At 67.0% G+C, this 12,229-nt stretch carries 14 protein-coding genes; 2 read left to right on the forward strand and 12 right to left on the reverse strand.

Annotated elements, in window-relative coordinates; all coding sequences use genetic code 11:
- Window positions 1-300, forward strand: a 300-nt coding sequence (locus tag AU196_RS26020; RefSeq protein WP_231737393.1) for a hypothetical protein, incomplete at its 5' end; no start/stop codon positions are given.
- Window positions 301-384: 84 nt separating this feature from the next.
- On the opposite strand, the gene murA is transcribed toward AU196_RS26020, so the two are convergent.
- Window positions 385-1,638 (reverse strand): UDP-N-acetylglucosamine 1-carboxyvinyltransferase, encoded by a 1,254-nt coding sequence (murA, locus tag AU196_RS05830; protein ID WP_059094156.1) that lies wholly within the window; start codon window positions 1,636-1,638, stop codon window positions 385-387.
- A gap of 83 nt (window positions 1,639-1,721) precedes the next feature.
- Here murA and AU196_RS05835 point away from each other — a divergent pair, with 83 nt between their 5' ends.
- Window positions 1,722-2,288 carry a cob(I)yrinic acid a,c-diamide adenosyltransferase gene (locus AU196_RS05835; protein WP_059094157.1) on the forward strand — a complete coding sequence of 189 codons (567 nt, stop codon included), beginning with the start codon at window positions 1,722-1,724 and terminating at the stop codon, window positions 2,286-2,288.
- Between the two features lie 42 nt (window positions 2,289-2,330).
- Here the strand turns inward: AU196_RS05835 and AU196_RS05840 are convergent, their stop codons facing one another.
- From AU196_RS05840 to AU196_RS05890, 11 genes are all read right to left on the reverse strand, one after another.
- Window positions 2,331-2,777, reverse strand: coding sequence for a DUF2550 domain-containing protein (locus AU196_RS05840; protein WP_059094158.1), 447 nt, complete (start codon window positions 2,775-2,777; stop codon window positions 2,331-2,333).
- Between the two features lie 8 nt (window positions 2,778-2,785).
- A complete protein-coding gene (locus AU196_RS05845; protein ID WP_011561255.1) occupies window positions 2,786-3,151 on the reverse strand; it encodes a F0F1 ATP synthase subunit epsilon in 366 nt (121 codons plus the stop codon).
- Window positions 3,152-3,153: 2 nt separating this feature from the next.
- Window positions 3,154-4,689 (reverse strand): F0F1 ATP synthase subunit beta, encoded by a 1,536-nt coding sequence (atpD, locus tag AU196_RS05850; protein WP_059094159.1) that lies wholly within the window; start codon window positions 4,687-4,689, stop codon window positions 3,154-3,156.
- 32 nt (window positions 4,690-4,721) lie between these two features.
- Window positions 4,722-5,651 carry a F0F1 ATP synthase subunit gamma gene (locus AU196_RS05855; protein WP_059094160.1) on the reverse strand — a complete coding sequence of 310 codons (930 nt, stop codon included), beginning with the start codon at window positions 5,649-5,651 and terminating at the stop codon, window positions 4,722-4,724.
- Between the two features lie 14 nt (window positions 5,652-5,665).
- Complete coding sequence (gene atpA / locus AU196_RS05860) at window positions 5,666-7,312, reverse strand: F0F1 ATP synthase subunit alpha (protein WP_059094161.1); 1,647 nt, start codon at window positions 7,310-7,312, stop codon at window positions 5,666-5,668.
- Between the two features lie 45 nt (window positions 7,313-7,357).
- Window positions 7,358-8,689, reverse strand: a complete 1,332-nt coding sequence (locus AU196_RS05865) for a F0F1 ATP synthase subunit B/delta (protein WP_059094162.1) — start codon at window positions 8,687-8,689, stop codon at window positions 7,358-7,360.
- Window positions 8,690-8,692: 3 nt separating this feature from the next.
- Complete coding sequence (locus AU196_RS05870) at window positions 8,693-9,205, reverse strand: F0F1 ATP synthase subunit B (protein WP_059094163.1); 513 nt, start codon at window positions 9,203-9,205, stop codon at window positions 8,693-8,695.
- Between the two features lie 21 nt (window positions 9,206-9,226).
- Window positions 9,227-9,472, reverse strand: a complete 246-nt coding sequence (locus AU196_RS05875) for a F0F1 ATP synthase subunit C (RefSeq protein ID WP_011561261.1) — start codon at window positions 9,470-9,472, stop codon at window positions 9,227-9,229.
- Between the two features lie 75 nt (window positions 9,473-9,547).
- Complete coding sequence (gene atpB, locus AU196_RS05880; RefSeq protein WP_059094164.1) at window positions 9,548-10,303, reverse strand: F0F1 ATP synthase subunit A; 756 nt, start codon at window positions 10,301-10,303, stop codon at window positions 9,548-9,550.
- Window positions 10,300-10,773 carry an ATP synthase subunit I gene (locus AU196_RS05885; protein ID WP_059094165.1) on the reverse strand — a complete coding sequence of 158 codons (474 nt, stop codon included), beginning with the start codon at window positions 10,771-10,773 and terminating at the stop codon, window positions 10,300-10,302. Before AU196_RS05885 ends, atpB begins: the two co-directional genes overlap by 4 nt.
- A gap of 246 nt (window positions 10,774-11,019) precedes the next feature.
- Window positions 11,020-12,198 carry a glycosyltransferase family 4 protein gene (locus AU196_RS05890; protein ID WP_059094259.1) on the reverse strand — a complete coding sequence of 393 codons (1,179 nt, stop codon included), beginning with the start codon at window positions 12,196-12,198 and terminating at the stop codon, window positions 11,020-11,022.
- Between the last annotated feature and the right edge of the window lie 31 nt (window positions 12,199-12,229).

Below are 12,229 nucleotides of genomic sequence, written 5' to 3' on the forward strand. Positions count from 1 at the left end.
CACGCCGCCAGCGTTCGTCCTGAGCCAGGATCAAACTCTCCAAACAAAACCTCAAAAAGGCAATCAGGAAAATCCGATCACAACCAGAAACATCTGGCAAAAAACAACCACACCCCTAAACGGGAAAAAGAGGCATGGCACAACAAAAAACAACAAACAAAAACCACCAAACACACTATTGAGTTCTCAAACAACACACCCGCTGAGCAGGCAACCCCGATACTGTACTGCATTGTTTCGAGGAAGTCAACCAGGTTCCTCCCGGGCCTTTCGGCCGGGGGCCTGCGGTATGTCCGATAGCTTACGCACAGGTTGCGCTGATGCCAAAATCGCCTGGTCAGAGCCCTGCCAACCGCTATTTGGGCGGCGTCAGCGGTCCGGCGGCTACACCACGCGCTCGATCTCGGCGCCCAGGCTCTGGAGGTTCTCCACGAACAGCGGATAGCCGCGGTCGATGTGGAACACGTCGTGGACCTCGGTGTCGCCGTCGGCGACCAGGCCGGCGAGCACCAGGCCCGCGCCGGCCCGGATGTCCGACGACCACACCGGGGCGCTCGACAACTGCGGGATCCCCCGCACCACGGCGTGGTGCCCGTCTGTGCGGGCGTCGGCGCCCAGCCGGATCATCTCCTCGACGAACCGGAACCGCGCTTCGAAGACGTTCTCCGTGATCATCGACGTGCCGTCGGCGATGGCCGCCAACCCGATCGCCATCGGTTGCAGATCGGTCGGGAACCCGGGGAACGGCAGGGTCGCGACGTTGACCGCCTTCGGCCGCTCGTACTGCACGACCCGGAAACCGTTGTCGTCCTGGGTGACGGTCGCGCCGGCGTCGTGCAGTTTGTGCAGCACCAACTGCAGGTGCTGCGGGTCGACGCCGGTGACCGAGATGTCCCCGCGGGTCATCGCCGCGGCGATCCCCCACGTCGCGGCGACGATCCGGTCGCCGATCACCCGGTGTTCGGTGGGATAGAGACGGTCGACACCCGTGATCGTCAGCGTGGACGACCCGGCGCCGGTGACCTGCGCCCCCATCTGGTTGAGCATCGCGCACAGATCCACCACGTCCGGCTCCCTGGCCGCGTTGTGGATCGTCGTCACCCCCGTGGCGAGCACCGCCGCCATCAGGATGTTCTCGGTGGCCCCGACCGACGGGAACTCCAGCTGGATCTCCGCGCCGTGCAGTTCGTCGGCCTCGGCGACCACGCATCCGTGCTCGATGTTGCAGCGGGCCCCGAGCTGGCGCAGCCCCGCCTGATGCATGTCCAGCGGTCGCGATCCGATCGCATCGCCGCCGGGCAACGCCACACGGGCGCGCTTGCACCGCCCGACCAGCGGACCCAGCACACACACCGAGGCGCGGAACTGGCGCACCGCGGCGAAGTCGGCGTCGTACTTCGGTTCGTCCGGTGAGGTGATGCGCACGACGTCGCCGTCGAGCTCGACTGTGGCGCCGAGCCCGCGGAGCACCTCGGCCATCAACGGGACGTCGAGGATGTCGGGGCAGTTCGTGATCGTGCTCGTGCCCTCGGCCAGCAGCGACGCGGCCATCAGCTTCAGCACGCTGTTCTTCGCTCCACCCACCGCGACTTCGCCCGATAACCGGTTGCCGCCGGTCACCACGAATCGCTCGCTCACGCCGGTCAGTGTAAACAGCGGCTCCGGCCATGTCAGTTTCCGAGGAGGTCTGCACACCGTGCGCGCCTAGTACGGTTTGAGCCATGGCCGTGCATCTGACCCGCATCTACACCCGCACCGGTGACGACGGGACCACGGGACTCAGCGACTTCAGCCGTGTGAGCAAGAACGACCCGCGCCTGGTCGCGTACGCCGACTGTGACGAGACGAACGCCGCCATCGGCGTCGCGATCGCACTCGGCGATCCGCCGGAGCGCATCTGCGCCGTCCTGCGCCAGGTCCAGAACGACCTGTTCGACGCGGGTGCGGACCTGTCCACCCCGGTCGCGGAGAATCCCGAGTACCCGCCGCTGCGCATCGCGCAGGGTTACATCGACCGACTCGAGTCCTGGTGCGACGAGTTCAACGAGCCGCTGCCGGCACTGACCTCGTTCATCCTGCCGGGCGGGACACCGTTGTCGGCGCAGCTGCACGTCGCGCGCACGGTGGCCCGGCGCGCCGAGCGCTCGGCGTGGGAGGCGGTGGCCGCGCACGGCGAGACCATCAGCGTGCTGCCGGCGAAGTACCTCAACCGGCTGTCGGATCTGCTGTTCATCCTGTCGCGCGTCGCCAATCCCGACGGCGACGTGCTGTGGAAACCCGGCGGATGAGCGCTTGCGCGAAGACCATCGAACCCGGCGGATGAGCGCCTGCTAGACGCTGCGGCGCCGGGCCCGCGGCGACGGCCGCGATTCGAGCCAGGACAGGAACGCCGTCAGCGCTCCCCGGTCCAGCGCGATCTCGTAGCCGCGCCGGCGTTCGGGGCTGGTGTCGCGCAGTTCCAGCACGACGATCTCGTGAGTCATGATGTCGAACTCGTCACCGCGCGGACTGCGCCGGGACACGATCTCCAGACCACGTCGGCTGAGCCGGCGATCGGGCCACCAGCGCAGGCTCGACAACCGGTAGAAGCCGGCTTCGCCTCCGCGGTAACGCATGACCCCGTGCCGCCAGCCGTGGCCGCCGACCGCGGGGACGTCACGCAGGATGGCCGCCGTGCCACCGACCTGACGCAGTTTCCACAGGCGGTAGGACAGCGCGACGACGACCAGCAACAGCACGCCGATGAGCGCGACCATGCCCCACATGGACGCGCTCATCGGTGCCGTTAGTCGATCTGGCCCAGCGCGCGAAGCCGCGCGCGACCCCGTGCGGCCGTCGCCGGGTCGTCGGACTCGGAGTCACGACGAGCCTCGTCGGCGTTGATCTCCGACTCCAGTTCGGCCGTCTCGGCGAGGATGATCACACCGGACTCGGTCACCGACATGAAGCCACCGCCGACCGCGACGCGCAGATCCTCCTCGCCCTCGCGCTCGACGCGCACCATGGCGTCGTCGACGAGTTGAGCCACCAGAGGGATGTGCCGCGGCAGGATGCCGATCTCACCGGAGGTGGTGCGGGTGAAGACGAACGTCGCCTTACCCGACCAGATCTCCCGCTCGACGGCGACGATGTCAACGTCAAGGTCGGCCATCGTTAGGCGTCCTTGTCTGCGTCGTCGCCCTTGTCGTCACCCTTGGAGTCGCTCTTGGAGTCGCTCTCGACCGGCGCGCCGTCGCTGCCGCCGTCCTCCATCTTCGCGCCGAGGCTCTCGGCCTTGCGCTGCAGGTCCTCGAGACCGCCGATGAGGAAGAACGCCTGCTCGGGCAGGTGATCGAAGTCGCCCTTGGAGAGCTTGTCGAACGCCTCGATGGTCTCCTTGAGCGGCACCGTCGAACCGGGCTGGCCGGTGAACTGCTCGGCGGCCATCATGTTCTGGCTCAGGAAGCGCTCGATGCGGCGCGCGCGCTGCACGAGCTGCTTGTCCTCCTCCGCGAGCTCGTCGATACCGAGGATCGCGATGATGTCCTGGAGGTCCTTGTAGCGCTGCAGGATGCGGATGACTTCCTGGGCCACGCGGTAGTGCTCGTCACCGACGACCGAGGGGTCGAGGATGGTCGAGCTGGAGGCCAGCGGGTCCACCGCCGGGAAGATGCCCTTCGAGAACACCGAACGGCTGAGCTCGGTCGTCGCGTCGAGGTGCGCGAACGTCGTGGCGGGCGCCGGGTCGGTGTAGTCGTCGGCGGGCACGTACACGGCCTGCATCGAGGTGATGGAGCGACCGCGCGTCGAGGTGATGCGCTCCTGGAGCTCACCCATCTCGTCGGCCAGGGTCGGCTGGTAACCCACGGCCGACGGCATACGGCCGAGCAGCGTGGACACCTCGGAACCGGCCTGGGTGAACCGGAAGATGTTGTCGATGAACAGCAGCACGTCCTGCTGCTTCTCATCGCGGAAGTACTCCGCCATCGTCAGCGCCGACAGGGCGACGCGCATACGCGTGCCGGGCGGCTCGTCCATCTGGCCGAACACCAGCGCGGTGTCCTTGAGCACGTTCGCGTCGCCGAGCTCGACCCAGAGGTCGTTGCCCTCACGGGTGCGCTCACCCACGCCGGCGAACACCGAGGTGCCGCCGAAGTTGCGGGCGATGCGGTTGATCATCTCCTGGATGAGCACGGTCTTGCCCACACCGGCACCACCGAACAGGGCGATCTTGCCGCCGCGGACGTACGGGGTGAGCAGGTCGACGACCTTCAGGCCGGTCTCGAGCATCTCGGTGCGCGGCTCGAGCTCGTCGAAGGCCGGGGGCTTGCGGTGGATGGACCACTTCTCGAAGTCCTTGCCGTAGCCCGGGTCGTCCAGGCAGTCGCCGAGGGCGTTGAACACGTGGCCCTTGACGCCCTCGCCGACGGGCACCGAGATCGAGGATCCGGTGTCCTTGACGTCGACGCCGCGGACCAGGCCGTCCGTCGGCTGCATCGAGATGCAGCGCACCAGGTTGTCACCGAGGTGCTGGGCGACCTCGAGGGTCAGCGTCTTGGCGAGATCCTTGTAGTCGATCTCCGCATGCAGGGCGTTGAACAGCTCCGGCAGGTGCCCGCGCGGGAACTCCACGTCCACCACGGGGCCCGTGACGCGTACGACGCGGCCCGCGAGATCGTTGCTGGTTTCTTTTTCAGCAGTAGCAGTCATTTTCTTATTCGCTTCCTAGCTATTTCGCTGGGCTACTTCTTGGCGGCGTCCGCGAGCGCGTTCGCGCCACCGACGATCTCGCTGATTTCCTGGGTGATCTGGGACTGCCGTTCGCGGTTGGCCATCAGCGTCAGGTCCTTGATCAGGTCGTCGGCGTTGTCGGACGCCGACTTCATGGCGCGCCGGCGCGAGGCCGACTCCGATGCCGCCGCCTCGAGAAGCGCGGCGAAGATGCGCGTCGAGACGTACCGCGGCAGCAGCGCGTCGAACAGCGTCTCGGCGCTCGGCTCGAAGGAGAACAGCGTGTGCGGTTCGTTCTGGTCCTCCTCGCTGTACTCCACCTCCATCGGCGCGATACGTCGGGCGACCGCCGACTGCGAGAGCATCGACCGGAACTCGGTGAACACGATGTGCAGTTCGTCGAGTCCGAGCACGCCGTCCGCACCGGCGTCATCGCCCTCGTCGTCGACGCCGGCCATGAACGCCTCCACCAGCGTGCCGCCGATCTCCTGGGCGTGCTCGTAGTTGGGCCGCTCGGAGAAGCCGGTCCACGACTCGGTGATGTCCCAGTTCCGGAAGCTGTAGTAGCCGAGCGCCTTTCGGCCGACCACGTACAGCACCGGTTCCTTGCCCTCTTCACGCAGCAGCGAGAACAGCTCCTCGGAGCGACGGAACACGTTGGCGTTGTAGGCACCGGCCAGACCACGGTCGGACGACACCACCAGCACGCCGGCCCGCCGCGGCTTCTCACGTTCGACGAGCAGCGGATGGTCCAGGGCGCTGGCGCTGGCGAGTTCCGTCAGCATGTTGGTGATCTCGCGGTCGTAGGGCCGAGCCGCTTCGACTCGAGCCTGCGCCTTGGCGATACGCGAGGTCGCGATCAGCTCCTGGGCCTTGGTGATCTTCTTGATCGACCCGGCGGAGCGGATGCGGCCGCGCAGTTCGCGCAGTGTGGCAGCCATGGGTTATGAGCGCCTTACTTCTTCTTCGGGGCGGGCTTGCGGACCTTCACCGATTCCTTCTCGAGGTCATCCTCGGACATGGCGTCGACGTTCTCGTCGGGCACCACAGACTCACCGCTGGTGGTGGAGAAGCCCTTCTTGAACTCGTTGACCACACCGGCCAGCTTGTCCTCGAGCTCCTCGGAGAGCTTCTTGGAGTCCCGGATCTCGGTGAGGATGTCCTCGTTGGAGGTCCGGACGTGCTCCAGGAGCTCCTGCTCGAAGCGCTGCACGTCCTCGACGGGGACGGTGTCGAGGTGGCCGCGGGTGCCGAGGAAGATCGCGACGACCTGGTCCTCGACCGGCATCGGGCTGTTCTGCGGCTGCTTGAGCAGCTCGACGAGGCGGGCGCCGCGGTCCAGCTGCTTCTTCGACGCGTCGTCGAGGTCCGAGGCGAACGCCGCGAAGGACTCGAGCTCGCGGTACTGCGACAGGTCCAGACGCAGACTGCCCGCCACCTCTTTCATCGCCTTGATCTGCGCGGCGCCACCCACACGCGACACCGACACACCGACGTTGATGGCCGGGCGCACACCCTGGTTGAACAGGTCGGTCTCCAGGAAGCACTGACCGTCGGTGATCGAGATGACGTTCGTCGGGATGTAGGCCGAGATGTCGTTGGCCTTGGTCTCGATGATCGGCAGGCCGGTCAGCGAGCCGCCGCCGAGCTCGTCGGACAGCTTCGCGCAGCGCTCCAGCAGACGCGAGTGAAGGTAGAAGACGTCACCCGGGTAGGCCTCGCGACCCGGCGGGCGGCGCAGCAGCAGCGAGATCGCGCGGTAGGCCTCGGCCTGCTTGGTCAGGTCGTCGAACACGATCAGCACGTGCTTGCCGTCGTACATCCAGTGCTGGGCGATGCTCGAACCGGTGTACGGAGCCAGCCACTTGAAGCCGGCCGAGTCCGAGGCGGGGGCCGCGACGATGGTGGTGTAGTCCATCGCGCCGCCCTCTTCGAGGGTGCGGCGCACGCTGGCGATCGTCGTGCCCTTCTGACCGATCGCGACGTAGACGCAGCGGACCTGCTTGTCCGGATCGCCGGTCTCCCAGTTCTGGCGCTGGTTGAGGATCGTGTCGACGCAGACCGCGGTCTTGCCGGTCTTGCGGTCGCCGATGATCAGCTGGCGCTGGCCGCGGCCGATCGGCGTCTGCGAGTCGATGGCCTTGATACCGGTCTGCAGCGGCTCGCCGACACCCTGGCGCTGCACCACCGAGGGCGCCTGCAGTTCGAGCGCGCGGCGCTCGGTGGTCTCGATGTCGCCGCGGCCGTCGATCGGCTGGCCGAGCGGGTTGACCACGCGGCCGAGGAAGCCGTCACCGACGGGGACGGAGAGCACGTCGCCGGTGCGCTTGACCTGCTGGCCTTCTTCGATCTTGTCGAAGTCGCCGAGGATGACCGCGCCGATGCTGTGCTCGTCGAGGTTCAGCGCGACACCCAGGACACCGCCGGGGAACTCGAGGAGTTCCTGCGTCATCACCGAGGGCAGACCCTCGACGTGCGCGATACCGTCGCCGGCGTCGACGACGGTGCCGATCTCTTCCCGCTCGGTGTCGGTGGCGAAGTTGGCGACGTAGTCCTCGATCGCCCCTTGGATGTCAGCAGCCGAGATAGTCAACTCTGCCATGGGTTCGTCTTCCTGCCTTCGTGTTGAGTCTGGTGGTGTTCGGAGTTAGTCGGGCAGCTGGGTTTCAGCCGAAGCCAGCCGCGAAGCCAGTGACCCGTCGATCACCTCGTCGCCCACGGCGATGGTGAGGCCGCCGAGCATGTCGGGGTCGACGTGCAGCTGCACCGATGCCGGGCGGCCGTAGATCCGGCCGAGCACCTCGGTGAGCCGGGTGCGCTGCGCATCGCTGAGCTCCGCCGCGGCGTTGACGTGCGCCACGACCTCGCCGCGCCGAGCCACTGCGAGCTCGGCCAGTTCACGCACTGCCTCGTCGGCGCGCTCGCCGCGCAGCAGGTCCACCGTCTGCGCCAGCAGCGCCCTGGTGGTCTCCCCCGCCTGGTTCTCGAGCAGCCGGTCCAGTAGACCGATCCGGCCGTCGACGGGGGTGGTGTAGTCACTGAGCACCGAGCTCAACCGCGACTCCGAGTCCAGGATCCGGCTGAACCGGAAGAGCTGGTCCTCGACCTCGCTGGTCTCGTCGTTGCGCTCCGCGCGCACCAGCAGTGCCAGCCGCGCCGTGTGCCGGATCGCGTAGTCCAGATCGGATTCGTCCGACCACCGTTGCGTCACAGCGGCTTTGACGACCTCGAGCGCGGTGTCCGAGACCTTGCCGGAGAGCACGGCCTCCGCCAGGTTGGCCTTCGCCTCGCCGTTCTCGGTGGGCTCGCCGAAGTGCTTGCTCAACACCGGCTCGGTCTTGAGCAGCTTGGCGACGGCCGCCAGGTCGTCGGCGAGCGACGTCAGGCCGTCGGCGTCGACGTCGGCGGTCAGCTCGTCGAACCGCGACACCAGCGCCTTGAGCGCTTCCCGGCTCGTCGAGCGCAGCCGCGCACCCACGGCGTCGCCGAGCACGGCATCCGAAGGCGCCATGGCGTCGAGTTCGTCGAGGAACCGGTCGACGGTTGCCGACCGGTTGTCGTCGTCGGAGACATGATCGCGGACCAGTTCGCGGGCCCGGGCCACCGACTCGGTGCCGAGATGGGCACGGAGTTCGCGGATCAGTTGCTGGCGCAGCAGCTGCACCTGCGCCTGCCCCTGGACCTTGATCCGCTCCACCTCGGCGTCGGCCTGTGCGCGCATCTGCTCGGCGATCTTCTCGGCGTCCGCACGGGCCTCGGCGACCACGCGCTTGGCGTCCTCCTCGGCGTCCTTGACCGCCTTGGCGTGCTGCTGATCCGCCTGCGCCACCTTGTTCGCCGCGGTCGAGCTCTCCTCGAGCTGACGGCGCACCGTCTCCTGCTGCGCGGTCATCATGCGCCGCACCGGCGGCACCACGAAGCGCACGAGCAGGAACACGATGACCGCGAACCCGATGAGCTGACCGATGAATGTCGACATGCGCTACCGTCCCTGGCTCGTCGCGGCGGCGCTGGAGATGTCGACGCCGAGGACGCGGCTGGCCAGCGTGGCCGACAACGTCTCGATCGACGACTGCAGTTCGCCCGCGGTCTGCTGCCCCTGGCGGGACAGCTCTTCGTTGGTCTTCTGCAGAGTGGCCGCCGATTCCTCGCTGGCGCGCGACCGCATGTCCTCGAGGATCTTGCGACCCTCGCCGCGGGCCTCGTCCCGGATGCCCGAGGCGTCACGACGCGCCTTGGCCATCACCTTCTGGGAGTCGGCCTGGGCGGCGGCGAACAGTTCGGCCGACTTGCGGTTGTCCTCAACCGTCTTGGTGACCATTGCCTCGCGCTCTTGCAGCACCTTGCTGATCGGGGGCACCACCCATTTGGCGATGACACCCAGGACGATCAGGAAGATGAGCAGCACGAAGAAGAAGGTGCCGTTGGGGACGAGGAAGTTGCTTCCTCCCCCACCGCCCTCCGCGGCCAAGATGGTCGTGCTCAGGTCACCCATGACTGAAGATTCCAATACCGACTAAGCGACCGGGGTGGCGAAGACGAACAGCGCCATGAAGGCCAGGTTGATGAAGTACGCGGCCTCCACCAGACCGACCGTGATGAAGAACGGCGTGAACAGGCGACCCTGGGCCTCCGGCTGGCGGGCGATGCCGGCGATCAGCGCGTTACCGGCGATACCGTCACCGATACCGGCGCCGATCGCGCCGCCGGCCATGATCAGTCCACCGCCGATGAGGGCGCCGGCAGCGATTGTGGGATCCATTCCTTATCCTCCTTGATATCTGGTAGTCGCCTACCAGGACGTGGGTCGAGCGTTGATATCGAGCGGTCGTGCAGGTCAGTGGTGGTCTTCTTCGAGCTCCATCGACTGGCTGAAGTACAGGATGGTCAGCAGCGCGAAGATGAACGCCTGGATCGCGCCGACGAAGAGGTCGAAGCTCTTCCAGATCGCGTTGGGCGCCCACATGATCCACGGCGGGAACAGCGCGATCAGGGCGACCAGGATGCCGCCGGCGAAGATGTTGCCGAAGAGTCGCAGCGACAGCGAGATCGGCTTGGCGAGTTCCTCGACCAGGTTGATCGGCGCGAGGATCGCGACGTGACCCTTCAGCAGCTTCTTCGGGTGGCCGAGCACGCCACGGCGCCAGAACCCGGCGGCGTGGTAGGCGATGAACACGAAGAGCGCGAGCGCCAGCACGAAGTTGATGTCGGACGCCGCCGGCTTGAGCAGCTCGTGGATGCCGGTCTCGTCCTTGTACTGCACGGGCAGCACGGACAGCCAGTTGGCGATGAGGATGAACGCGAAGAGCGTCACGGCCAGGGGCAGCACGAAACCGGCCACCCGCATCCCGATGGCCGCCTCGATCTGATTGCGCATCTGGACCGTCAGCGTCTCCCAGAACAACTGGACACCGTTGGGCACCCCGGTGGAGGTGACCTTCGCGCGCAGGAAGAACGCCAGCCCGAGCACGATCGCGGCGGCGATCGCGGTGGACAGCAGCGTATCGGTGTTGACCGTCAGCCCGAACCAGTTGGCCTCGGTGTGGTGGCCGACCTGGATGCCGCTCTCCGCGGCGAGGAACGTCTGCGTCATTGCTGTGGAGTCTCTCCTTCGAGTCCCGTTCCCCCAGTGCTCCCCGCATCCGCGTCAGCGGCCTGGGCCTTGAGTTTCTTCACGACCGGCAGGGTCGTGGACGCCACCAGGATCACCTGGAACAACGCCATGCCGAACACCACGCCCAGCCCCTGGGGCTTGAACACGTAGGCGATGGTCAGGCCGATCACGGTCATGATCAGCAGTCGGGTGGCCGAGTTCATGGCCATGTTGCGCTTGAGGGGATGGTCCTTCGCGGTGATGGACTCGACCGAACGCTGGATCATCACGGCGTTGGTCAGGCCGAGCGCGAGGCCGATCGCGAAGAACAGCCCCACCATCGGGACTCCGAGAAGTGCCGCGGCGACCGCGGCGACCGCGGCCAGTGCCACGCAGATGACGAGCAGACGGACAGGCCGGAAGGCAACTGCCGGCAACACCAACGGCGCGTCCTGCGCTGGCGTCGTCACTGCTTCACCTCAATCCGCGGTTGGTGGGACCCGTGTCGATTCCTGTCAGTAACCTGCAGAGCGTATCGGAGGGCTACGGACTCGCTGGAATCACCCAAGGGGTACTCCCTTTTTGTCGGTCTGAAACGGTCCGATTCGGTGGCGAAACCGACGGTCCGGTGGCCGGCAACCCGCGAGGTTTCTGGTGCTCCTGGCTGGGTTCTAGCAGCACGTTACCACATGGTAGGCAGCCCTAAACCGGGCCTACTACTTTTTGTCGTACACGCTTTCCGCTGCCACTTCCCGGCGCCGGAGCAACGGCACGAGGGTCACGACGACGGCCACCGCGGTCGCCCCCAGCATGACCATCCCGGTGTGGCGCGGATCGAAGAAGATCGTGCTCGCCGCGCCGAGGGCGACGATGCCCACCCACATGTAGATCAGCAGCACCACCCGGCGGTGCGAGTGGCCGATCTCCAGCAACCGGTGGTGCAGATGCATCTTGTCGGGGCTGAACGGGCTGAGACCCGCCCGGGTGCGCCGGATGATCGCCAGCAGCATGTCCAGCGCCGGGACGAACATGACCGCGACGACCAGCAGGAAGGGTGACAGCAGCGCGAAGACGTCGCGCGCCCCGTAGGCCGTCTGCGAGATCGGCCCGGCCGCGGTGGTCGATGCCGCGGCCAGCATGAGGCCGATCAGCATCGAACCGGAGTCGCCCATGAAGATCCTGGCCTTGTGGAAGTTGTGCGGCAGGAAGCCCAGGCAGGCGCCTGCGAGCACCACCGAGATCACCGCGGGCGGGTAGAACAGCACGTCACCGCCGTGATCGCGCAGCAGGCCGACGGAGAACAGGCAGATCGCCAGCGCCGTGATCAGCCCGAGTCCGGCTGCCAGACCGTCGAGTCCGTCGACGAAGTTCATCGCGTTGACGATCGCCACCGTGAGCGCCAGGGTCAGCAGGATCGACGCGACCTGGTCGAGCACGATGGTGCCGACGCCGCCGATCGGGATGTACAGCACGCTCCACGCCACGCCCATGGTCACCATCACGCTGGCCGCGGTGAGCTGACCGGCGAACTTGGTGAGCGCGTCGAGTCCCCACCGGTCGTCGATCAGCCCGATCGCCATGATCAGCCCACCGGCCACGACGACGGCGGGCATGCCGGTGGAGTAGACGAAGCCGCGGGTGAGCGCGGGCAGCTGGGAGGCCAGCAGTACCGCACAGGCGACGCCGACGTACATCGCCAGCCCTCCCATCCGCGGGGTGGGCTGGACGTGGACGTCGCGTTCACGCGGGTAGGCCACCGCACCCAACCGGGTGGCGAGGACACGCACCCACCCGGTGGCGAGGTAGGTGATGATCGCGGCCGTCAGGCCGACGAGGACGAGCTCGCGCAGCGGCACGCCCGCGCCGCGATCCGAGAGCGCAAGGTACTCGACCATCACCGCGAAACGGTACTGCACGCAGCTGTGC

This window comes from Mycobacterium sp. IS-1742 (genome assembly GCF_001500125.1).
Lineage (GTDB): Bacteria > Actinomycetota > Actinomycetes > Mycobacteriales > Mycobacteriaceae > Mycobacterium.